The sequence below is a fragment of the Thalassospira profundimaris genome (assembly GCF_003326795.1).
Lineage (GTDB): Bacteria > Pseudomonadota > Alphaproteobacteria > Rhodospirillales > Thalassospiraceae > Thalassospira > Thalassospira profundimaris_C.
Genome location: NZ_JPWI01000015.1, coordinates 16,226 through 42,435, shown reverse-complemented (window position 1 = coordinate 42,435; position 26,210 = coordinate 16,226). Strand labels below are relative to the sequence as shown.

9 protein-coding genes are annotated in these 26,210 nt (G+C 51.4%); 7 read left to right on the top strand and 2 right to left on the bottom strand.

Annotation, left to right across the window (positions count from 1 at the left end; genetic code table 11):
• Positions 1 to 112 precede the first annotated feature (112 nt).
• On the top strand, positions 113 to 2,443 hold the full coding sequence (locus TH30_RS18820) for a type IV secretory system conjugative DNA transfer family protein (protein ID WP_181850404.1): 2,331 nt from the start codon (positions 113 to 115) through the stop codon (positions 2,441 to 2,443).
• 100 nt (positions 2,444 to 2,543) lie between these two features.
• Positions 2,544 to 3,218, top strand: coding sequence for a hypothetical protein (locus tag TH30_RS18815; protein ID WP_114099646.1), 675 nt, complete (start codon positions 2,544 to 2,546; stop codon positions 3,216 to 3,218).
• A 558-nt stretch (positions 3,219 to 3,776) separates the two neighbouring features.
• Here TH30_RS18815 and TH30_RS18805 read toward each other — a convergent pair.
• Both TH30_RS18805 and TH30_RS18800 read right to left on the bottom strand, forming a co-directional pair.
• A complete protein-coding gene (locus TH30_RS18805) occupies positions 3,777 to 4,523 on the bottom strand; it encodes a hypothetical protein (protein ID WP_114099644.1) in 747 nt (248 codons plus the stop codon).
• Positions 4,504 to 5,256 (bottom strand): hypothetical protein, encoded by a 753-nt coding sequence (locus TH30_RS18800; RefSeq protein ID WP_147252056.1) that lies wholly within the window; start codon positions 5,254 to 5,256, stop codon positions 4,504 to 4,506. Before TH30_RS18800 ends, TH30_RS18805 begins: the two co-directional genes overlap by 20 nt.
• A 121-nt stretch (positions 5,257 to 5,377) precedes the next feature.
• Between TH30_RS18800 and TH30_RS18795 the strand changes: the two genes are divergently transcribed.
• From TH30_RS18795 to TH30_RS18775, 5 genes are all read left to right on the top strand, one after another.
• Positions 5,378 to 5,791, top strand: a complete 414-nt coding sequence (locus tag TH30_RS18795) for a single stranded DNA-binding domain-containing protein (protein WP_114099642.1) — start codon at positions 5,378 to 5,380, stop codon at positions 5,789 to 5,791.
• A 198-nt stretch (positions 5,792 to 5,989) separates the two neighbouring features.
• Entirely contained in the window at positions 5,990 to 6,991 is a 1,002-nt protein-coding gene (locus TH30_RS18790) for a hypothetical protein (protein WP_114099641.1), read from the top strand.
• Positions 6,988 to 7,233, top strand: coding sequence for a DUF2312 domain-containing protein (locus tag TH30_RS18785; protein WP_114099640.1), 246 nt, complete (start codon positions 6,988 to 6,990; stop codon positions 7,231 to 7,233). The genes TH30_RS18790 and TH30_RS18785 overlap by 4 nt, the downstream gene beginning before the upstream one ends.
• The gene (locus TH30_RS18780; RefSeq protein WP_114099639.1) at positions 7,233 to 7,838 is read left to right on the top strand and encodes a hypothetical protein; all 606 of its coding nucleotides are present in this window, start codon (positions 7,233 to 7,235) and stop codon (positions 7,836 to 7,838) included. Before TH30_RS18785 ends, TH30_RS18780 begins: the two co-directional genes overlap by 1 nt.
• Before the next feature lie 103 nt (positions 7,839 to 7,941).
• A complete protein-coding gene (locus TH30_RS18775) occupies positions 7,942 to 26,160 on the top strand; it encodes a strawberry notch C-terminal domain-containing protein (RefSeq protein ID WP_114099638.1) in 18,219 nt (6,072 codons plus the stop codon).
• The last annotated feature ends 50 nt before the right edge of the window (positions 26,161 to 26,210 follow it).

The window sequence follows — 26,210 nt, the reverse complement described above, 5'->3', positions numbered from 1 at the left end:
TGCTGCGTTCAGCTTTCTGGTCTTGTTTCTGCTGTCCTGGCCAACAGAGGCAACTTTCATTCAGAACGTCTATGGCAAGGTTTTTGTTCTTGCCATTGCTTTGTCCCTTGGGATGTTCCTGGCCGGATCAGCTCTATTGTTGTCGTCATCGACAAAACATATGCGGATCAGATGGTGGGCCTGGCTGTTGGCCATACTAGCCTATGCGACAGGATTGGCAGGCCTGACAACAGCTCTGTTTATCAAGGCAAGAGGGCAGGTAGATCTGGATAACACCTTTGGTGCCTATTTTCGTATGTTCGTTGTCAATCCGGGACGGATTGGCGAGGTCTATTTTGATTGGGCCTACAATGCCGCGATCAGTTTAAATCCACCAGTGACATGGATTGCTGCTTTGATTGTTTCTGCGTTGTTCATCGTAATGGGGATAATCCAGAATCCGCATGACGATCGAAGGACGTTGCACGGCTTTTCGCGTCTGGCCACCTATGCCGATCTTAAACGCTGGAGGCAATGGCGCGATGGCTGGTTTTGTCGCAAACGCCAGGCTTTGAGCTTTCTTGATGAAAGCGGGATCGTGCTGGGTCGGTTCAAGCAAGGCCTTAAATCTTCAACATATTTGAGACGTGACGAAACCCTGACCGCTCTTGCTCTTGCAGCACCTGGCATTGGTAAAACCCAGGGCATCGCCATTCCGACCATCCTGTCGAAAGGGATGGATAAATGGAGTATGTTCATCTTTGACATCAAGGGTGAGCTTTACGAAAAAACAGGGGGATATCGAAGCTCGATCGGGCCGGTTATCCGTTTTGAACCCAGTGGAGATCGGGGCGCTCGCTGGAACCCGCTTTCCCCCATGCGTTCTTTGCCGGATGAAGGACAATGTCATCTAGAAATGATGGCCTTGCAAAAGGCACTGGGTGAACTCTATGGGGAGGACCATGCTCAGGATGCCCGGATCAGCTTGCAATCCCTGATGCGCAATGATTCCGACTGGCGCAAAACCGTGCTGGATGATCCCGAAGCAATTTATCCTGCCGGCACGGCCCCAGCTTCCGTAAATCAAAAGGAGATAATCAGGATCATTCGTGACAAGGTCATACCTCATGCGCGCAAAATGGGGCTGTTTCAGTCTCAAAGAGAGACCTATCTTCGCAAGCTTTCAATGGGGCTTGTTGCCGAACCCGATGGGGGGTCGCAAGGCAATGGGAAACACTTCCTCGATCGTGCACGTGCAGCCGGTTTTGCCCTGATGGGCCTGACCATTTGCCGGGCGGAGCGTGACGGTGTCGAACCAAATTTCGGCCGCATGATCGATTTGTGGTCAAATGCCCTTTCCGGAGCAGGCGGGGATATCGACGAAGACCCACAAGAACAGCTTGATGCTGTAACAGAGGCCCTAAATACGCTGATAGATGAGTGTAAAGCCTATGGCTATCCTGAACAAATCAGACAAGAGCTGATCGATCTCAAGACAGCTGGCGAAGAGGAAAAGGGCGGCATTTTCTCAAGTCTTGCCAACGGATTGAATATTTTCAAGCTGTCGACTGTTCGCGAGCGGACATCGACTTCTGACTTTGCGCTGGAAGATATGCGCGGGATGACCGGCAAGGATGGAAAGTCTTATCCGGTCACACTGTATCTGGTTGTCAGTCTGGAAAACATCCAATCGATGGCACAGATCATGATCATGCTGACCGAAGCGATGCAATCCCGATTGATCTCGCAGCCGGCACATATTGCGTCAAAGGCAAGAAAAGTGCTGTTCCTGCTCGATGAATTTGCACAGATTCCAAAGATGCAGACCCTGCTGTCCGGACCTGCCGTCGGGCGTTCACAGCGGGTTGCCAACCTGCTGATTGCCCAATCCTATGGTCAGATAGAGGGAAAATATGGGGCAACTGGTCTGAAAGAGCTCAAGGACACGACGGAATGGAAGCTTATTTTCCCGTTGACCGACAGTGCGACGGCAGAAGATATCAGCAAATCGATCGGTAACGAGACGATTGAAGACAGTTCCGAGAGCGGCAGCTATCACGGTTTCGGCGGGGCAATCTCAGCGATGTTCGATGGAATGGCGGGCAAACAGATCACAACCTCGACCAATAAATCGAGAAGTCTGAAAGGACATCCGCTCTTCTCGGCATCCGATCTGATGTCGACGGACAATGGCGGGAAAATGGAGAATGGCCAGCAGATCATTCTGGCTCTTCGGAAATATAACCGCCCGATCGTCTGTGACACGCCATTTGCCTATAATGACAAGCATATTTCGAAACTCACGGCTATACCGGCGCCCGAGCCCGACCCGGACGGGGAAACGACCAATGGTATGGGCTTCTGCGGCAAGCTGGCGCATTTGCATCATGTCCCGGCCGCCAAAGACAAATTGAAACCTCGAGAAAAAACAAAAACTCGAAATCCATTCAAAGCGGCCGCATGAAGAAGAGGAACCATATTTATACCAATATGGTTCCTCTTTTCATTTTTCCCGGATAAGATTCCTTATGCATTCAATATGAAGCCTTTAACGGGAAGAACCGATGCCAAGCTGGGTTGAAACCAAGACAGAAATTATTCATTTTTCGATGAATCAAAATAATTCCGGAAACGGGAATTTTTTTTGGAACACCAATCTTGAAGAATTGAATACCGAACTCGATCGTATCCTTCGCAACAATTACGACAAACACTTCCAAATTGTTGGATGTGTGCCCCTGACCACAGGTGTCGCCCACCATCACGCGGAATGGAAGTTCCAAAGTAATTCTGAAGGAAGTTATGGTGGGGCGGGATATGGTTATGGCTGGGGACTTAGCAATATTTCCGGTGCCATCGTGTTCCTTCAAAAGGTCGAGCAACTCAGCCAGGATGAGTTCGACCGGCGATCCGAGGAACGCCGTCTTGCTGATAGAATATCGAGTCTTAAATCCGAACTCGAAGAACTGAACAATAATCTTTCATCAGTCGTTTCAACGAAAAAACGGTTGGCATGGTCTCAATCTGCCCGGATTGAAGAATTGCCAGGTCTTAAAACTCGCTATCAGATCGGGGGAGAAACGTTCTTCTTAAAGAAGAAAGCCGAAAGGTATTTGGCTGACAGTCAGGTTTCGTACGAAAAGAGCCAACAAAAGGAAAATGAGTTGCTTCATCGACAGACTGGGCTGAAGGACCAACTTAAACGGCTGGAAAGCGAGAGTAATGAAAAGGATGTTTAATCATAGAGGATCGCACATATAGGGCGAGTATCTTTGGTTGCGAAAGATACTTTGAAATGAGACAGAACGCGGATATCAGGCGCGTTTTGTTTTATATTGAAGTGATTTCTTCTTACACTTCCGTAGGTTATGCACATCTGAGGCGCCGAGTCATAATATATCTTATGACAAAAGTGACATGATTAAGCAGATGGCCGACTATCGATTTTGTCTTATTCGATCTCGCCAGGACAAGAGCTCTTGCTCAACAAATTGCAAGCGCTTCCGACTGCCTTGAAGATTATTTAACTGCTCTTCGCGATCTGCACGTGCTTGAAACAGATTATCTTTTTCTGCCGGCGACATTTCCCGTAACTCCTGTTCTCTCGGGATTGGCGGGACCGGCATATTGTAAATATCGGTTTCCAGTTTTCCTATCCTAACTCTTAAGGATACTCTCTCCTCTTCAAGCTTGCTGATAGCATAACAGGCATCCTTTATAAGTTCCACGTTGTCGACTGATTCATGTATCATTCAGACCTGCCTGCAATAGATTTCAGGATAGCATCATTTTGCATGTTACTCTGCAGCTACATTCTGCAATCCAGTTAATGCGGGTTCTTTTCCCGAAGCAAGCTCGGGCAGATATTTCCGGATCGATTTCCTGAACGCTTTTTCCTCAGAGACCCTGATATCAAAGCTGGCATGGGCGATGCCTTGCATGGGGCGATAATCACTCTCGATGAAATCGATCCAGTCAGACTGGAACGTGCTGTTTTGCCCGCGCTCGAATACATACCAGCTGTAAGCTGTCGTTCCGCTATTTTTATCTTCCCTTTCCTGAGGAGAGAAATGGAACCAGTAACAACTTACCCGCTTTCGACATAAATATTGTCTTTGATAAGGAAATTCCCGCCAGAAATCCTTCCTGTCCCCACCTTCCAGCCAGGCCTGTCGTTGAAACAGAACAAGCTTGCGGGCGCCTAAGGCAAAGCTCTGGCGCACAAACTCGCAAGCCATGGAAAATGGCACATTCGAAAACACCGAAAATTCACGGCCGGCGAATATCTTTGGAGGATGTTTTCGTTTGAGGAAATCAAGGCCACGATTATCGCCATATCCCCAATTGTAAACATCACTTGCATATACCTGATATCCGGCCTCTTTCGCTGCTTCAGCGCAGATGCCGCGTCCGCATGCCGGGTCCCAGACAAGCGAAGTTAACAATTCTGACCTTAGAATAGCCCTGGCCGCCTCGCGGGCCGTTTCAGATGCCTCCAGTTGGCGGGCTATTTCCTCTTTGCCTTCAAACGGCCAACTGTACATTTGAAAAACCTTTCAGTGAGGGGAAAAGTTCGATGCAGGCCTGCAGATAGGCTGACCTTGCCTCTATCTGGGACCAGGCTTCCATAAACTCGGGATAGGGTTCATGTTTCTGATCAGGCATCTGATCGAGCAACGAGTGATCAACCTGATCTCTTGCCTCGGTTGATTTGAGGCGCTCGTCGATGATTTTGATTTCAGTCTCGATGGCTTCGGGCCATGGCCATTCCAGCCCGGCCATTCTGGCAAAACGCTGACGCATCGGAAGAACGATCCGGGTATCGATCGTGTCCCAAACCTTGAGGCGCCGCAGTTCATGCTTGAGAGGTGTGATCAGATCACCGATATCGCGCTCTTCATTGTCATGCAGAAGAGCATAAGGCTTTGCCGGCGTACTCGCGTGCTGAGAGTGCTGAACAGCGTGCTGGGCGATGTTGACAGAGCACAGTCCATTCCAGCGTGGCTTTCGGGCCAGCGCCGCAGCGGTGCGATCAAATTCGTGGATGAGATATCGATGACGGTCTTGCTGGTGAAATGGGATTGATATGATCTTCCCAGTATCGATGATCTCGAAGAGATCGAAACGACTATCAGAGCGAAGATAGCGGCAACGATCAATCGGTGTGGCAGCGAGCATCGGCACGGCCGTCGGAACCAGGATGCCAAGTGACAGTCCATTTTCGATTGCTTGATCAGCATTTCCTGGATTTGTCCGAACCAAATTGTCTTCCATCATCAGCAGATCCTCAATGCATGGGTTTTGAAGATAATGCATCTTTGCAAGAAATCTTGCAAAATAATTTATCCGCTGTATTCTCGGTAAAACTTATCGCTATAGTTGAACCTGGGAGATCATCATGGATATCGGAATTGTCGCCGGCTTTGTGCATTCTGTTGATAAACGCCACAATCAGCATTCCGGCAACGTATCTGCTCATGTGGTTATCGGCTCAGCCGGCCGGAAATTTACCGACAAGGATACCGGTGAACTCCGCGAGTATCCGCCACAATGGGAAAGAGTTGTATTTTACGGCGGAGCTGCGGACGTAATTCTTAAACATGTCAAGCCGAAGGCAAAGAATATGGTCGTTGTAGGTGAGCGACGTACTTATCAGGGCACGAACGGCAACTATTACAGTTATATCCGTGCGACAGACTTCCTTTTGCCTATCCCGGCAGAATGGATGAAAGGACCTGAAGGAGGCAGTGACGAAAATCCAGCCGATGATTTGCCTCCCGCCCCGGATCTCGAAGATGAAATCCCGTACTGATTCGACAGCGAATCCTCCCTGTAAACTTGCCAGCCCGGTTCTGCCGGGCTTTTTTTTGTGCCTGAAAACAAAGAGACCGACCGCCTGGGGTCAGACGGCCGGTCTCGGTCGGGGTAAGCCAAAACACCCTTTGTTGAAGGTTGAAATCGGCTCGAAGGCGAGTATAGTAACTAAAGTTATTATGTTGCAAGAAAAACAATGAGCCCAGTCACCTCCATTCTTGAAAACAGCTTTGCTGATGCTGGACGGCAGGAAGATGCCTGTTGGGAGAACCTGACCCGTGCCAGAGCATTCATCGTTCAAAGAGCATCTGTTCCGGAAGTTACAGCCAGAAAATGGATGTCGATCATTGAAAGCGGCAACAAACCCCTTTCTGATCCTGAAAATGCAAGCATTCTTGAAAAGATTGGTCGCTGGGCCGGTCCTGATGCTACGGCAAACTGGGTAAATGCTTACAGGTCTTTTGGAGAAGCAGCAGGGCGGGTACATCGTGCCGGGATAGAATTGGCAGATCACGCTGGCATTGACGTGAGGGGACGGCTGGAAGCATTACGCGATCAGGGAAGCTTGCGGCAGCGGTTGATTGCCATTGCTGCCCGCGTTAATCCGACTGTTGATATTCATTTGCCAAAGGAACTCTTTGCAGAAGGTCCTGGTCTGATCGCGTCCGGGTTAAAAAGTTCCGACCGAACCGAAGTGGCCGGGATGTACGAGCCAATGAAACATCTGGTTACGGTTTCAATATCGCCCAGATTTGATCGGGAAGATACTGCCTGGCATGAAAGTTGGCATTCGATCGAGCCGGTGCTTTCTGAAAAGGAGAAAGCAACATTACAAAGAGCATTTCCAACAAACAGCCATATGACAAGCACAGAGCGCGTTGCGGTTGCTTTCGCAAGATGGGCCAAATTGCGCGATCGTTTGCCTCAAGGTGAAAACCGAAAAGAGCGCGCGGCTTATGTTAAACTTCGTGAAGCTCTGCTGACTGCGGAACAAAAACCTGTCGGAGAGATTTTCGAGAAAGCCTATGACGGGTCGCTGGGCAGGCGCATGTCCGTAATGATGGCAAACGCAAATCCAGCTTTTCTTGCCAAAAGTCAATCTCAAAGGCCCAGCGCGACCAAATCACTTGATACAAATTCTGAAGCAATCCGTGCGCCTGTTAAATCAGCCAGGCGCACCAGGAGAAATCGTCGATGACAGATGTTGGTGGAATCGCAGCTGATCAGCTGGCAAGCTACGTTGAACGGATAGAAAAGCTTGAGGAAGAAAAAGCCAACCTGATGGCTGATATCAAAGAAGTCTATGGCGAAGCCAAGGCTTTGGGCTTCGATGTCAAAATCCTGCGACAGATCATCCGGCTTCGCAAAATGGAAGAGCATGAACGCATTGAACAGGAAGAAATTCTCGATGTTTATAAACGTGCGTTGGGGATGGTCTGATGTTTGGTGTTATCACCCTGCCCTGCGGCATAGAGTTCGATCCACTGCGTCCTTTACAAACCCATATCGACATTACCGATATTGCCAAGAATTTGGCCGAAATGCCGGTCTATGTCGGACCCTTGACGCTTGAAATATCTGTGGGTCAATCCGCACTTCATGCCGTGAGCATCTTTAATCATTTTTCAAACTCAAATGATCCCCGTGTCATCCGCTATCTGCTCTTGCAAGCCGCCTGGCAATATGTCTTCAAAGGGGTTACCGTACCAATTACTCAGGTTCTTGAACCCGGGTATCTCGATCAGCTAAAGCGTGTTCGTGAGTTACTAAACGACAAGGTTCTACGACGATTTGACAGCCTTCCTGACGATTTCACCACTGATAGAGATCATGCGGAAAAGGCTATTACGGCAGGCCATTACCTGAACCTTTATCGATTTGCACGATATCCGGAAGCCGCCCTGCCCCCTTCAGCAAAGCCATCGCTGGACACCTTACGTGAGCTTGGATTACTCGATAGACCCATTCAGATCATGGCACCTGATCTTGTTGCGGAGAAATATCTCGAATATTTCCCTCCCTGGGCAAGCCGCAAATTTGCCTGAGACTGCTTAGACAATCTAATTTCTTGCAATATAATTCCTTTTCGGCCACGCCAAACGCAGATATACTGCATTAATCTTGCAAAGTAATATCCAAGGTGGTCGAATGCCTATCTCGCTTGATAAATCCCAATTGTTGCTTTCACGACCAGTCTCGGCGTCGAGCACGCAGGTTGGCAAATTCAAGCGCCTGGAAAGACGGGTTATCGGCAATGGGACGACAGGGCAAGATCAGGTCGAGCAATATCTCGACCTGCGAGACCAAATCGGTCACAGCCGATTTGTGCAGCCACCAGTCTGGCTAACTATTGACGGCAAGGCCGTCTTTTCATCAGGCGAATCCCATGCATCAAGTCAACGCTATGTCGCCGAAGAGAATACTTCGGTACGCGCTTGGCATACCGGAAATTTTGTCGATGTAGCCATCTTTGAGGCCGGGCTTCCGAGCGGTCATGGATGGCGCATTCATGAAGAAGAATGGCCCTCCAGCAACCTTGATCAGATCGCTCTTCTGAACTTGACGCGATTGAGCGATGCATCTGCATTTTCCCATCAGGATGAAGCACGTCTCGCGATTAACGAACTGATTGACGGCAAGCCCGGCTCGCTGACCGACTGGTCGATCAAACTTGATCTGTCTGCCCCGGATGCTTTGAATATGGTCGCCCCCAAAACTCAGGAAGCGGCTGCCTTGCTCAAGGCTCAAGGTGCAGTCTTTTCCTCAGGAAGACAGGATTGGTCTCTCTCAAAAGACGAATATCTGCAACAATATGAGATCATCAATCTGAGTATCGATGATCAGATCGCTTTGCAGGAAATGGCTGGTCGAAACTATGAGCAAGCTGTGGCGAGTTCAATCAAGGGTGCGGTTTCAGTATTCGCCGATGTCGAAAACCCGAATGATTACGTCGTTTTCCGCAAACCTACTTATTTCGAGAACAAAAAGCCGCAGGCATCAGCAGTCCTTAAAGACGGCTTGCTGCATGTCTTCGATGGGGAGGAACACACTTTTAAAGAAATTGTTTCGTCACTTTCGAAACGCGCCGAGATCCGCCGCTACAGCCAGAACTGCAAAGAAAAACTTTCTCAGGAACACGCTGCCCGAATACGCGCAGCCATCGAAAAGAAACTCCCGGTTCCAGCCGAGGTCTTCGATGACTATCCGCATATGCGCAAATATCTGCCCGCCAATATGGCTGGCGATTTCCGTCCCCTCCCGGAATTCGGGTCCGAGAACGACTTTGAGCCCATTGAAACGCATGAAATGGGCGAAGCGATCTGGAACGCTGAAAGAGAGGCAGAGCAGGAGGACTTTTATTGCGATTGGACCGATCAAATTCGTTGCACACAGCTTACGCAAGAAAGTCTGATCGAAACTCATGCCGAGGATTTTTACAAACCCACCCATGAGTTGCTAGAGCTTGCAGAGAGCGCTTCCTTCGCAGATGAAACACGTCGTCGTATCGAACAGGAATTTCGGATCGATAACGACATTGCTGATAATGTCAGGCTCGATAACGAACAATCTGCAGACCTGTATGACCTGATTGCCGACGCACTGGTTGACGAGCTCAAGGAAGTCGCTCGAGAAGATGTCGAACACGATGCCTGGACGTGGGAAGTCAATGATGCCAACCACGATCTTTATTGGGAGACCTTCTATGACAATGAATATGAACTGATCAGAGAGCGCCTGGAAGACGGATTTGACGGTGCACATGTCATTGCCGGGTTTGACGAACAGGAAATAGCGGATTACGCCATTATGCGCACAGCAACAGGCGAATATTACGTCTATTGCGATGTTGCAAGCCATCAAGCAGAACGTCTGTGTGAAACGAAAAACTATAACGATGCAGTTCGTGCAGCTGTCGGCCATGCGCGCTATGGTATGCGCTCAGTGTCGTGGCCCCTCAACGAAAGTCATGATGATACAGGCTGGCGGCGAACTGCAAATTCACTGTCATCAATCCGGATCATCACACCGTCGGGTACCAATGCCGCTCGTCGTCCGAGCTGGTTACGTGGAGACTTCGCGCTTGTGTCTCCTTTTTCGGGCCAACCGGGACATCAGGCTTATCATTTGCCGACCGGGGTTGAAGTCGGGCAAGTATGGGGAACAGAGGATGCTGCGAAGCGATTTGTCGATTTACTCCGCCCACAGGCTGATTGGGCAAAACTGACCCACGACAATCTTCCAGATTACGAAGATATTGTTCAAACGACTCAACAACAGGCAGGTAGACAAGCCGCTGAGAACATGCGCGTCATGCGCAGCCAACAGCGTAATCGCCTTCACCAACAGCCTGTCAAAAAGCTTGCGGGCTTTGCCGGTCCTGTCGCATTTTCAGCAAATCTGCTCGACACAGAACCCCCGCGGTTTGACCTTGATAAACATGCCCGGTTTGAGCCGACCGAGCAGGACAAGAACTGGTTTGTGTCACGGATCCGCGAAAACGCCTTTGAGAGCCACATTGCGGAGAACTGGCATGAGGAGAATATAGATAGCTACACTCCCTCGCGCGAAGCTCTTCGCAGCTGGGCAAGTGCGACTTATTGGAAATGGCATCAGCTTGACGAAAGTGAACGCGAAACGCTTTTGGAGCACATGGCCAATGACGATGATGTCAAGGACCAGTTGATCTTCACTGAACTTGCCGACGAATTTGAGCAACATCTGGGTCAACTCGCCGATGCAGAACTGGCCCATTTTGCCCATGCGATTGTGCTGACAGACCTGTCTGGTCAAGGATATCGCGCGATTTTCCGCGAGGATGATCCCTCGGATATGGAAGTCTTTGCGCCCGGGCCTATCAGTGATGAGACGTTCCTTGGATATGCCCGCGGTGAAACGGCCATGGATGCGCTCGAAGACGCGCATGACATTGGGGGTCAATATGCCTTGCGCGGTGTACGCGCGATTGATGGCGAGGATCTTTTCAAAGAACTCAATCCTCAAATGCCTGATGATCGGTGGACGCCGCGCCTTCTGATCCTCTCCGAAAAAACGCCCTGCCCGTCGCGCCTTGCGCAAGGGTTTGCGCGCGGAAGCTTTGGGCTCGTTCGGACTGACTGGCATCTGGGCGAGAAGCAGCCGGGAACGGCGGTTATTCATCTGGCAACCGGCCTTCCGATCAAGCCATTCTTCCGTCGAGACCAGGATGCCATGGCTTTTGCCGAACTTATCGAGAAGAAAGCAGATTGGCACGATCTTATTGATCATGAAGATTTCGCACGAGAAAGCGCAAACTTGCGCAATATCGCGCGACAAACAAGCAATACAATCCGTTTGGCAAACCGCATCAAGGAAAAGGCAGAGCCCGTAATCCGCGATGAGCGCACGGGCGGATTTGCAGGTGCTGTGGCCTTCAAAGCGCTTGATCACCGCCATTATGAAAAAAACATCCTCGGCCACCTGGAAAGTGCCGATCCTTCATTGCAGATGTCTCAGAAATGGGATGATTTCCTCACTCTCTCGCGCTGCGCATTTCTCGGGGCCTCAATGCCCAAGAATTCAGATGCCTGGCGTGAAAACGAGAACCAGTATCTCGATGTCGTCGATCGTTACCGCCAGAAACGCCGTCTGGCGGACATACGAGAGGCCTATCCAGCGATCCTTGCCGAGGTAACAAACGCCGCGAACAAGATTGACGACGATGTGCTTGGCAATCTCCATATGCAGATCGCGCCAAATTCCGCCCTCGGTCAAGAATTCACGCCCTACAGCATCGCAAGACTGATGAGTGAGATCACCACGGGCGATCTGACCAACAAACAGCGCGCAGATCTGCTTGACGGTAAAAGCTACGTCTCGATGACCGATCCTGCCTGCGGCGCGGGCGTGATGGCAATTGCCAAGGCAGAAGCCCTGAATAATCGGCATATTGACCCCAAAAAACATCTCCGCGCCCACTTGACGGATATCGATCGCACAGCCTGCGATATGGCCTATCTGAACATGTCCCTTCGAGGCATACCTGCTGTTGTTTCACACGGAAATACACTGTCGCTTGAGCAATTCAGCAAACCAATGATGACCCCGGCCTATGTTAAGGCGCGCTATGAGGACATTCTGAACAAACGTTCCGCGATCCAGGATGCGTCGCATCAATTTGGCGGACTGCTGGACGACGAAGCAGAAGTCCAGTTTTCAACTGGCCAAAACTATCACGATCTGTCGCGTTCCCTGCAAAAATTGGGCGCAGGGCCGGACTTGATGGAGCATACATTTGTCCCATCAAATGATCCTGCACCCGGTGTACCGGGGGAATATACACGCTTGCAGGATGTCAAGGACCTGCTGTGGCATGCCAATCTTGTATTTGATGCTGCCGAAAAATTTGGCTTTTCGGAACCTCACCCGGAGCGAGAGGCTTTGCCGCCACACAAACTCTATGACGATTACCATAAGGAACTCGGCTCAAAAGTCGGTGCTTTCCTTGATAATCTTGAGCTGTCACATCCAACAACACTGCGCCAGGCACAACCTTTGCTCGATCGTGTTGCAGACTATGAAAACCGCTTCGATGCCTATTGCGAGCATTACGGGGAACCCGATATTACCTATGAGGCTCTGACAACACCACGTTGGAAAACTGGTGACACTGTACCGTTCTTTGACCCGGATGCGGAAATGACGGTTGCGCCTGAAGATCTTCCCGACGATGGCGTCATCACAGCGCGCTCCGAAGAACTCTATCCGTTCTATTCACGCCAGGTTAAAGCCGAGTACCTGTCGCGCTATGAACAGGATTTCTCTATTGATGAGAATTATATCGCAGCACTTGCCCATGAATACAAAGATCAAGCAATCGCACGTCTTGAAGTTCTTGGTCATGCTACGGACCCTGAGGATGTAGAAGGGACTGCACGTGCGATTGTCAGAGAAGAACTGGAAGCCAAAGGGTTCTATAGCGGCGATATTGATACAACGCGACTTCTGAACCATTACGAAAACAGTATCTTCATCGAGGCAGAAAGCCGTGCGCGCGATGCGGCCTTTGAAGAACTGCACCAGGCGGCCCCGAGATCTATCGCTGATGACTCTGGTTTGGGATATCAGATTTGGACCAGTCCATCAGATTCAGCTTTCAAACTCAAACTTCACGGCATAGAGGTCACTCAGGCTGCGACTTTTGCTGAAGCTCAGGTCCTGGCGATTGCGCATGCGCAAGGGAAAGATGTCGTTGCATTGCGCGATAGTTCGCGGCCCTTGAACCCGGACGGACCTCAAGAGGACTTTGCCAGACGTGATTACATTTTTGTGTCCGGGCCGGAAGTCCGCCCTGGCGTGTTTGTCATTAATAAACTTGATGATGCATTGGTTCATGGCAAATTCGCAATCTCGCGGAGCCTGTCATCAAAGCCCGGCTGGCACATTACACATCTGCCAACCGGTTTTTCCTGCAACGCTCTGCGTCACCGATTTGCATCAGAACAAGCGGCAAAAAGCTGTGTGCTGGAACTGGAAAAGGTCTCCGAACTCAATGTTACACGCGCAGATGCGCAGAGCTGGATAAATGCCCCTGAGAACCACGACACGCGGCGATCCTGCTTTGAGTTAATTGAAAATCACATTCTCAGCTCAATTGATGCCGGACGGCAGGAACGATTGGACCAGGCGCGTTCAAATGGTTCGAACAGAGATGCCCGTATTGCCGGGCCTGTTGCCTTCAAGTCAGTTTTCCAGGACACGATATCACCTGAAAATGCTGATCTGTTGAAAAACGCGTTCGAAGAAAAAATTGCCGAAGGATATCGTTTCAAGTCGGCGCGTGAATTGCGTGATCTGGCAGCCCAGTGTCTCGGTATCGAGATCAGGGTTTCCGACCCGCTTTCCCGAACCGTAGAAGAAATCGCGGAACAAGCGATGGTGGCCACGGCCCGTCAAATTTATGAAAACCACGCGGGATCGACAGCAGATTTGATCGACAAGATGTCAGACCTGCAGAGCCAATTACCAAACTTTGCCAAACGTACATCACGTTCCGTCGAGCTGCAGGCCTATTCAACGCCGCTGACGATCGCAGCCCTTGTCAATCGCCTGCTCGGCGCAAAACCCGGTGAAACAGTCTATGACCCGACAGCAGGTAACGGCGCTTTACTGATTGGGCAGCGCCCGGAAGATCGGGTGGCGAACGAAATCGATCCAACCCGCCTTCGGGGCCTGCAGGCTCGGCATAAATGGAACTTCGATGCGGCCAATGGCAAACCGCCAAGAGAGATTGATCATCTGGTTGCCAACCCGCCATTTGGGGCGCTTTCTGAGGGTCAGGGTAAAGTCCTCTACATGTCGCATAACGGGCTTTCGCCCATTCGCTATTCCGGAGATCCGGTCGTTTCAACGTCCCGGCTCCATCACGCAATTGTATGGCAGGGTTTAACCAGCTTGCCCGCGGATGGCCGTGCTGTCCTCATCCTGCCCTCTGTTCGAGCATTTAACTCGGAAGAACGGGCAAAAGCCTACGATGAGGCAGGCCTGCGACGCTTCCACTGGAAGCTCTATGACACGTTCAATGTCGTCGACCATGTGACCCTGTCTGGTGATCTTTATCGCCAGCAAGGGGCGTCCTGGCCTGTTGACATTATTGTGGTCAATGGCAAAGGCAAGTCCAACTTGCCCCTTCCCACTTTGACGACACCACCTGTGATCCACTCCATCGATCAGCTGAAGGAAATTTGTAATGCATTCGAAAATGACAGCAACAAGCTGGATCGACGCACTTCCTTTTCAGGCATGGCAAAGCTTCTCTCCGACAGAGTTTCCTCTGTTCGGGACAGTAATTCTGCCGATCGAGACCAAAAGCGTCACCCGGGCGATTTATCTGAAAGCTCTTCTGGCGAAGCTGGTCGCGATCGAAACGGTTCTTCCCGGAGCGACAGAGATGATCGCAAAAGCAATCCGTCCGGAACTGACGGAAACGGAGCCGGAAGAGCTGATGGACTCTCTGGAATTTCAAGCCTGGCTGGCTCCCCTGACGTGGAACCTGCCGACAACACCGCAGACGAAGATACCCAACGCCCAAACAATGCTGGATCTGGACGAGGTTCTGATGGAGCTGTCGGCATGAGCGATACTCTTGTTCAATATAATCCCCTATCAGCAGGCAAACCGCTCGACACGCTCATGCCAGCGAACCTCGTGGACAGCTTTGACAAGGCGAAGCAGCGACTGCTCCGCGCCGTTGGTGATATCGATGATTTTGTGCAGGAAAAGTTGGGTTATGCGAACCATGAGGAGCTCTACAACGCCCTGTCGGCAGAACAGATTGATGCCACGGCCTTTGCGATTCACCAGCATGAAACAGGTGCGTCCTTCATCAACGGTCACCTTATGGGGATTGGGAAGGGGCGTGTTGCAGCTGCAATGCTTGTCTATGCCCATTTGAATGGACTGACGCCTGTTTTTATTACTGAACGCCCGAACCTCTATCCCGCCATCATGCGCGACCTTACAGACATTGGCTATGGACACTTGCGCCCGCTTATCACAAATGACGGGCTGTCCGGTGCGAAAGCACTTGACCTACCGGACGGACGCAGGCTTTCAACGCCAAACAAAGCAGTTCATGACGCTGAACTCATCCGTATTCGGAACCAGGGTCATCTCGGGAAAGACTATGATTTTGTGATGACGACCTGGGCTCAGACCCAGACAGTGCAAGGTCAGGAAACGCTGCGTCGAATGCTGTTACAGCGCCTTAGCCGCAATGCCCTTCTGGTGCGCGATGAAAGTCATAATGGCGGCGGGCAAGATCAATTGTTCAAGAAGCCTGGGCCGCCCAATCGGGCAGAGTTTGCGCGTGAACTTATGTGGGATGCCAAGGGTGTTTACGATAGTTCGGCCACCTGGGCCAAGGCCCCCCATACGATGGATCTCTATGGGCGGACAGATCTTCGCCATGCGGTGCGAGATCCCAAGGAAATTGGCAACATCATCTCTCAGCATGGGTTGCCCATGCAGCAAATGGTTTCATCAATGCTGTCTGAATCCGGGCAATATATGCGACTTGAGCGCGCCATGACCGGCATCAAATACGATTTTGAAGTGGTTGATATCGATGACGCCCGTTTCGATCGCTTTGCTGAGATTCTTGAGGCAATTGCTGCCTTTGATAATTACAAACAAGACCTGCTGGCAGGGGATCTCGGCAATCAGATAAAAGCGGCCGGCGAAAGTGCTCTGCCAGATGGTGCAACCGGTGAAATCGGGATTAATTCGGTCAATTTCACTTCTCTGCTACATAATATCGCCCAACAAGCCGAGCTGTCGCTGATGGCCGATACAGTTGCGGATAAGGCTATCGAAGGTCTTAAGAACGGCGAGAAGCCATTCATTACCCTTGCAAACACCATGGGGGCATTTCTCTCTGAATTCGCTGCCTCCTATGAGATGCAACCCGGTGACGCCATAGATGCGAATTTTGGAGATGTGCTCAAGCGATATCTTGATCGCTCGCGGGATGTCACGATCGGGACGCCTTTCTCTGAAAAAGAGCGCATCCATCTTTCAGACGCACAGCTTGGCAGTAAGGGAATTGCCCTTTATGACGCTGTCGTTGATTTGATCGCCAAGGCCGACTGGACTGGTATGCCAGTCAGTCCGATCGATCACATCAAGTCGCGCATCGAAAAAGCGGGTTATACGTTCGGTGAGTTCACCGGGCGCGCTGAAGGTATCGATTATTCGGGCGATGTCCCTGTTTACTATCGCCGATCTGCGGCCGAACGCTCAAAAGCTGCAGACGTTCGGACCGAAACTGCCTTTAATAATGGATCGCTGGACGCGGTCCTGGGCAACGAGAGCGTTGCAAGTGGCACAAGTCTGCATGCAAGCGCGACATTTGCCGATCAAAGACCCCGCCTGGACATCACTGCCCAGGCGCATCCTGATGTCACCAAACATGTCCAAATGAAAGGTCGGGTCAACAGAACAGGTCAGGTAACCCTGCCACGTTACCTGCATTTGTTGACGAACATCCCGGCTGCCAAGCGCCAGGCTGCCCGACTTGAGCAAAAACTTCGGTCATTGAACGCAAACACGACCGCCAATCAATCAAGTCTGCTCCAGTCAGGCGGTGTCGACTTCCTGAACGAAATTGGTGATCGAGCTGCGGCAACAGTGATGGAGAACAATCCGGCAATCCATCGTCGTTTCGGATTCCCCCTGAAACTTGCCTCAGGTGCACGTGGTCTGGAGATCGACGGCGCTGCGCGAAAAGTCACCGGTCGGATGATCATGTTGCCAATCAAGCTTCAGGAAAAGCTGTTTGATGAATTCGAGACGGAATTCAAGGCTGAACATGAACGCGCAGAACGGCTCGGACTGTTGCGTGATGAAGCCCGCGTTCTTGATCTCGATGCACGCGAGCTCGGTCAGGTGCAACTGACCAAATCGACCCGGGCGGAATCGCCATTTGGGGGCCCTGTACACATCAAGAAAATGGATGTGCGCAACAATGACAAACCATATCCATTCGCCCGTGTCCTGGCCGAAACGAACCGTTCTTTGGGGTTGCCGGATGACACGGCCTTGTCAGAAACCGCGAAGAGTGGTCGCGCCCATGCCGCGGCCCTTAAAGAACGCATTGGCGAACAGTTTTCGCGTTACGCTGCGCGTTCTGTAGATCGAGCATCTCCACGCCGGAGGCAGAATGTGGAGAAACGTCTGAATGGCGATCGCCAGCGTTTTGAAAAGCTGATTGACAACTTTCATATCGGCAGCACGGTTCTGATCAACACGCCCGATGGGAAGGATATGTATGGGGTTGTCGGTGGCTTGAAGAAGCGCGGCCAATCTGTCAACCCGGTGGCTCCCTCGGCATGGACCGTGCAGCTTTATGTTGCGAACGGGGCCAAGGAAATTGAACTTCGTTTAAATGAGCTGTGTCTGCCTGGTGAAAAGGCCTTGGCGGGAGACTACACGCTGACGAAAGCCTCTCAAGCCAGCCACATGGTTGATGGCAAGCTTCGAAGCATTGCAATCCCGGAGGCATTCGACGCCCCGGCCAGAGCTGATCGAGAGGAACGCCTGATCGCCACCGGTAACGTGTTGGCCGCAGCGGATCAATTCCGTGATGCTCAGGTGCTCTACTTCACGACTGCTGATGGCAGTGTTCAGCCTGGGCTGCTTTTGCCAAGAGGCACTGAGCTCAAACAGGTTCTCTCGCACGCACAGGTCCCTCTGACAACACTGGATCACGTCCGCAGATATCTTGACGAAGGTGGCGTGACGGTTACGACAGACAACGCACTAGCCCTTATCAAACGTAAGGATCAGATTGAGCTGCGCGCCAACAGAGCACGCTCAAGTGGCGGAAAATACTGGCTTGATCGCGACATTCGCCAACTGACCGGTGACTTTGTCTCAAGCGGCACTTCAATGGTCGCCAATATTTCTTCCGATCAACTGTCCAACCTGTTCGCCATGATGGAAGACAAGAAGATCAATCTTCGGGCATCAGACAAACTGGCAGAAGCACGGATAATTACCGGTGCTGCGGTTCCGGAAATGACCGAGAAGCGGGTCAGCAAGGAAAAGGCACGCGCTCTTGCAAGCGAAGGGCGCTTCGTCATGCCGTGGGAACTCCGCGGTGAGGCACAAGCCCCCTTCGCCCGTTCCTTGCAGTTCTCATCCGGGCGGCCTGTGGCATTGCGCGAGGAAGAAGAAGGCGGACTGGTCCCTGTCCGTCATGCCGGTGCGCCGGGACCGCAGCCCGATGGCAGTCGCATTCATCGTATTCTCGATGTGCCCGATTATGTCAGCGAGGATCAGTTGCTATCCGCACTTCATCTGGAAGCGGATGCAGGTCGCTTTGTGCACCGGTTTAACAATGTCTATTACTCGACCGGCACTGGCGATAATGGTTTGACCATTTACAATGATGATCAAGTCAAAAGCTTCCCGGCACATCACCAATATGACACTTGGGCAATGCGCCGAGGCGCAGCACCGGCAGGTTGGACAACGGCCGACGTTCCATTGCTTTCGCCCAGCGGTCCCGTACGATATCCCGGCTTCATCCACCCGGATGCACCAGGACTGGCTGTTGTGCCCTTCCCGCGCCCGGGTTTGCGTCCAGGCTCGTTTGATAGCGATTCATTGCGCTTTGTCGTCCTGCATAAGGAAAGCGGTCAGGCTTTGTTGCCAGGCAATCGCTTCATGTATACCGCTCAAGGTGCTGCTGCCGCAGCCCTGAAGATGGCCAAAGGTTATGACTTCAAAAACCTGATATCACCAGACCAAATGAGCCGCACTGAACGGGCTCATGCCAACAAGGTTCTTGAAGATGGCTACAGTGATGCGCGCAGCATCGACCGCGATGCCTATATTGAACACAACCTGAAGCAGGGTGTTTCGCCTGAATTTTCCAAATCCGATATCTATTGGTTGGTTGTCGACGACGCCGCAGATCCGGATATCGATTTGGCAGCAGAGATGTCGCAGACGTCCGGCTGTTTTTATCTCTATCCGGATCGCGATCTTGCTCTCGATATCGGCATGGAAGACGCAGCACCTGTACGTGCGCATCTTGGCCGGATTGCTGACCTGACAGTCGAGCCCTGGGCAGCGGACGTTCGGGCGATCACTGAAGAATTCTTCAAAACGCATGAAGACATGCTTAAGCTAGGCTTGTCGACAACCTATTACGACATCGCACATGAATTTGAGGTGGTCAGAGATAGGGTCGATTCTGGTGAAGATGAAGATAAGGTCATCGCAGAATTTGTCTCAGAGAAGGTCAATGAGTTGGATTATACGGCATTTGAGGATGCCATCCGACGTCAAGACTATGTTGCAGCTGGGAACTATAACGGTGATCTCAAAGACGCATTGATGGCATGGCTATCTGACAAATTCGATGGTGTAAAGCTCTGGGAACCCTACGATTATGACCAGAAAGAACTGGTCATTTTCAACTCCCGTGACGTGGAACTTGCTTGGGATCAACTCGAGACTTCAATCGAAATGGCCCGTCGCGAAAAAGCTGAACATGCCGAACGTACGGCACGTTGGGAACAGGAGCGCGGCGAAGCCGAGATCGAGCGTCTGAAAGACTGGAAAGCAGAGCAGAAAGATTCTTTCGATCTCGCCGTCCTTCAGGAGCGCGGATATAACGTCAACGACGTGCATTGGCTGTCGGTGCCAAACAAGGAGTATCCCGAACTCGAAAAGGCTTACGCGAACAGCAAACCCGAGCTCTTCACGCGTCGTACTGATGCTCAAAGTGACGGATTGTTTGACGAAGCAGTACCGGTCTATTTGCGCCGGGGAAATGGGGTCGACCTCACCAGCGACAACCCAACAGCGCATGATTTTCTTGCACAATTGGCACAAACACCGGGACTGGCTGCTGTATCTCTTGCAAACCTACCCGGGGGGGATATCGATGAATCCGTCATCTCGGCCGTAACTGAACTGGCCTGGGCCAAAGGTCTCGATTTCGTGCAGTTCAATTCGAACGGCACAAAAAGGACACTTCTTGCCGACACGTCGGACGTCTCAGTTGCGTGGGATGCGATTGAGCGCAAAAGCATCTACCGTCGAGCGACCGATACGATGGTCGGCCCAGCTTTGGCTGCCGCTCAACAGGCTGCGGCTCTAGAGGCTCCGCGTTTGCTTCTTACAGGTCCAGAAGGACGAGCAGCCGCAGAGGCCGATGCACGGCTGGCCAGCATTTTTATGCAAGCAGAAGAAGTTCGCCGTCTTGCCGGTAACGATGCGCTTCTCATTTTCATCGAGAATGACAAAGCACAGATATTTGACCGGGATGCGAAGCGAGCCTTCGATATGATTGAAACGCTCCCGCTTGTCGAGATCGGCGATATTGCAGAGATCGAAGTGAGCGCGCAGGACGTTGAGCAGATCGCCGCGACGCTGGCTGGGCAACATCGCGTTGTCATTGCCCGTCTTGATGATAATCGCAAGATTGCACTTGAGAGCTTCTCTGGCAACCAGCGCGAGATCGAAACCCTTTCGATCGAGGACATCGATGATCCCCAGCTCAGACAAGAACGCGAAACCAAACGCGCGCGCCAACGCGCAAGTACCTGGACGGAGAAGCCGATTGCAGATCGCTACGCTGATCTCCATTTGGCAGCGCGTAACCGCGAAGTTCCTGCCCTGATCGATGGCGATCGCTATGTGATTGCCGGATTGCTGGCCCGTCAACTTTCAGACGACGTGCCATTGCTCAAAACCAATTTTGAGCCTGATCAGGACATTACTTCCTTCAAAGAAGCAGATATTCCGGAGGTCACTGCCAAACTCGCATCCTTGAACAAGCGCCTGATGCTTGCCGAGGGCCTTAGCAGAGCCACCTGGCGTCAGGCACGTGTCGGCAGTGCCGCAGAAACCGAAGCGCAGGAAGAAATTTCTGCACAATCAGTTATCGATCGGCATGCGGAGTTGGCAAAGCGTCACCCGGATCGTGTTGTCTTTGTTGAAGATGGTGAGGGCTTCCGGACATTTGGCGCCAATGTTGAGACCATCGCAAAGGCAGACCCGCAACTGACAAGCAAATTCGAGAAAGTTCATAACGTCGGATCAATCGCCATTGATCGCGAAGAAATAGATTATCAAGCCAGGCAAATGACCTTGCGCGGGCTGAAAGTCTCTGTGGCGGCCGGGCTTGACGGCAATATCAGCCTGAAGAACTTTGATCCCCAAACAGAAGTGGTGCGCGACAGCGACATTTCGACAGCCATTAGTGGGGAGAACAAAGACGCCGTCGTCTCTGCACGCAAGATAACACAAACGGAACAGGATCTCGAAGATCAAACGCCCCATGATAAGGAGGGCGGTTTGGCCGCACTTGTGCGGGTCTTTGACGAACAGAAGACAAATAACCCTGCTCCTGTCTTCCTCGTTCAGAATGGTGACAAATATGTACTGTTTGATGGGGATGCCCGTCTGGTCGCGCGGCACTTTGAGCCTGTTCGTAATCAGCTCGGAAAGTTCCTTGATGATATGTCGCGGGTTCGCGTCTCTGGCACAATGAACAACAAAATGCTGGAGCGTGCGATTGAGCAATTGCGCAATCGCTCCATCGATCTTGTTGTTCTCAAGCAACAGGACGGAGAATATTTGGCAGAAAGTCATGCAGCGACCCGTCAGCAACCGGACTACCCTGCTGTTGAGAAAGATGCCGCGGCAAGACGCGGCTTTGATCTCACCAGGAAAATGTATGCCCCAGTCAGTCCATCGGGAGCTTTTGTCGGGCGGCCAATGATTGATGGCATTGCCTATTACAACGATCCTGTTGCTGCTGGTCACAGTCAGATCGAGGTTCATGTCCGTGTCAAGAACATGGCAAAACTTACGAGCACAGAACTAAACGGTTATGGTTGGCGCGCGAACCTCTTGAAAATGGTGGAAAACCTTAAAGAGAGTTATGGAATTGAAACACCTGAGCAATTGCGCGACATCCTTGCCGATGGCCGAGTGGTCAGCTGGTGGGAAAACCGACTTGCTGAACAAGGCATCGGCGGAGATCCTCTCGACCTGCGCCGAAGCATATTCAGTGAGCTGCGCAAACTTGGATTTGATGGTGCACTCATGCTTGATGAGTATGGGTATGAAGTCGGACACGCGTTTGATCCGGAATCCGTCATTCCCGTCAATACGATAGCGCTTACACATCAGAAAAGTTCGAATTTGGCTGAAACTGCAACATCCTCCTTGCAAAACACCGGGATGAACCGGTTTGACCATTCAATGACCACGACCCCGGAGAGCAAGTTCGTTCCCAATCGGTTCGGTTTTGACGGTTTAAAACTTGCTTATCAGGCTACACCGCAAAGTCGGGAAGAGCTCAAACATGTTCTTGATGAAATTACCCGAGCTTTTGATAGCGAGGAAAGTACAGGGGACAAACGATCCTCATATCTTCGGGAAATCGGCCTGCTGAATGGTACGCTGGCAGGCCGTATTAATCGCTATACCGATGAAGTTCACCCCATTTCCCCGGGTTATGTTCTTTATCCAGGCGACAACGGGAAATGGGTTTATGCCACCATTCGCGATTTTGTCTCCGCAACAGGGCCGCGCGGGTCATTATACGGGCGTTGGGCGCCCGAAATGTCTGATCAGATTTCCGACTATGCGGCATTCTATCTCAACCAGCTTGATGCAGCATTCGAACCCCAACTTGCAAGGATCAAGGAGGAGCTGACGGAACTGGTAGGAGAAATCAATCCGGATGTGGATCTTCGCTTTGTGGATCGCCTTTTTGCCGATGGTACCATTGAAGGAAATCCGGATCGGCAACCGGTGCTAGGGCTTTATTTCCGTCATACTGATGCCATGCCGATATCAACCGATATCAGCAAAGGTGATCCACGCTTAACCGGATTGCATGAGCTTTATCATTCGCTTGTGCCGCTTCTGACCCCCGAAGAGCAACGGGTGATCATGAGTGGCTTCGGTGGCGAAGAAAGAGCGGCTGAAGCATTTGCGCAATGGGCACTTGGAACAGGTGATGGCCAACGTCTCGGTCCCTTGCGGAATCTTTTTGAACGGATGAATAATATTCTTCAGGGCAATGGTTTCCGTTCCTGGCAGGATGTGTTCCGACAGACGCGCACTGGTGAAGTTGCCCGGCGCGCAAAAGTCCTGGAAATGTCGTCTGATCTGACTGTCGAGATGGCCAAAGAACTCGCAGAGGCGGCAAATCTGCCAGCCCTTGGTGACGCGATCATGATGTATGGTCGTCGTCTTAAATCCGACATGATTCCAATGGAAACAGTCTATCAGATGATGGCTCAGCACCTTGATGATATGGAAATCACAAGAGCAGCGACACGGGCCGGATATCACAGAATCAGTGATGAGCAGAACATTTCGTCCATTCCTGCGACGCGCATGAATACAATTGCTCTGGATTTGGCGCGCCATCAGAAACTGACTCCGATAGATATCGGATCGAGCGATCCCTATATCGCGCGGCGATCCGAGCAAGGTAGTCCGGCCCTTGCGCGGCGATCTCCGGCAGGCGTTCGACCACAGCCCTCTATCCGTCGCCGCATGGAACAACCACGGGTCATCCGCTATAAGACGGAGAAGGCTGAAATCTTGCAAAACAACTTGTTAGAGCGTACATCTACAAAGTCTCCACTGGCATCCAATATAAAAGACATTATGTTGCAAGATGACGTTGGACTTATTCTGTCAAAGTCTCCACAATATTTGCAACATAATGCGTTTATTGGTAATAACGGTGGCACTCTTGACATGATCGAGCTAGCAGGACAGGAAACGACAATCCCGATGGCGACACGTGGTTCTGCCAATATCATTGATGCAAATGCCCGGCCCTTGTTTGTAGTTCCGGGCGATATGGATAAGCTCGTCGAACGACAAATCGTCGGTTCTGACGAACGCGGATTGCATTTCGACGCAGTGAGCGGCGCATATTATGTCACTCTTGATCATCCTGAAGCCGGGTATCTGCTCGAAAATTACGGGACGATTGAAGCACGGGAAAAGTGGCTTGAACACCGGAGCCATCAGGAAGCCGGAATTGCCCAGACACTCTCGGAATTCCAGGTCATAGCCCGTCAAATTCCGGAAGAAGATCGCCTCTATATTTATCCGATCGGTGAAAGCGAAGTTCAAATGGCGCGCCTTCAAGGCGCGCGGTTCGATGAACGGTCCGACTACCGACTTTATTATGTAGACAAGCATTCTCCCCAGGCCGAGACACTTTCAAAGCGTTTCGGAGTAACTGAAGAACGCATGCATCGTTACGCGGATTGGCGTGAACGGCAGTTCAACGAGAAAATTCGGCGTCAGAATGTTGCATATATCGATACAGCAGAGTCTGAGGCCGAGCTTGGGCCAAATGTCGTTCGAAAAGTTGGTCGATCTGCCCTGTTTTCTGCCGGCATCGGTGGTGCTGCCGCTGCTTCCACCCAGATCCAGGCAGCCGAAGCAGCTGTTCAAACCGTTCCGAATGCTCCGATTTCACCAGATAATGCAGGTGAAATCGAAGCCATGTTCGAACGAATGGATGATGGTCAGTGGCGCGAGATTGTTCAGAATAACAGCTTCACCGAATCTGCTCAGGAATTGTGGCAAAGTCTGTCTGCTGACACGCAACAATTCTTTGAAAGCATGATTGTGAATGCAGGCCCGACCGCGGCACTGGCAAAAGAACTGATTTCGGAAAAATTTGACCAGTTTTATTCTGCGCTCACTGCATTTCCGGAAAAACTGGCAAATTCTTCCTCCGCGGATGAATTCTTTAGTCATGTCAAATCGCAATTCTACACAGACATGCACACGATAAGCGATTTTGCGGCATCTGCAGGCGAAGCTGTTCGGAATATCACCCCGCCAGATGTCAGTTTTGCTCCCGGTTTATCTGAACTGAAAACAAGTGTAGTCGATCAGACGCTGCCTGGGCTGAAGGCTCAGGTTGCCGGCACGATGGACAGCTGGATGCAGGGTGTAAAATCAATTGCCCAGCCGGCAATTGACGTAATGCAAAACACTCTTGGTCCGAAAGTTACAGCAGCAGTTGCAACAATCGGTGGCACTGCTGGTCTGTCAGCGGTTGCAAGTGGAGCTGTGACCGCTGGTACGATTGGTGCCGGTGTTGCGGCTGCAACATACATGGCTCGCCGTGGCGAACGGCGCAAAATATGGGCTGATGATTCTCGTGAAATGCCCTGGAAACTCACTTCACGTCAGTTTGGGCAGGTCTTCAAGAAGCATTATGCCGTCGAGCGCCATGAAGAAAATGGAGTTGAAACCCTATCCCTGAAACGCAAGGGTTCGGAGGAAACCATTTTCAAAACAGCGGCACCGCTTGGTGCGAAAGTCTCTGCCCGTGAACTGGTTCAGGCAGCACATGGGGCAATGGTCGATAAAGCGATAGAACAGAAACTGCCCGTTCCCGATCAGGTGAAACTCAGCGTGGTTGAAGCAAGGGCTCGTTCGACAGGACAGGGTTATGCCAACATCGAAACGGGGTATCTCGGCTCTGGCGTCGGCGATGAGATGCGCAAGTCCTATGTCGAGAAAGTTCCGTCTGTTGTAGCCGGAACTGACACTAAAGGCTTAAGCGAACAGCTTGCCCGCTTGCCGCTGAATACCCTTGCATCAGCAAGTCTGAAAACAGCTCAGGCAGAAAGCCTGACAGCAGATCCTGCAAAGAAGGGCCAGCTGTCAAAAGGAATGGACCTTCTGCAAACCGAGATCATCAACAGAGCCCGCAAAACTGCGGACCAGCGATTGGCAGAAGGCATGGACCAGAAACAGAAAACTGTTCAGCGTCCCGACCGCACGACCAAACCGGTCAAGCGTAAGGGACGAGGCATCTAACCATTAAATCTTATTTGCAAGAAAAGGCGGGTGAAACAATTATCACCCGT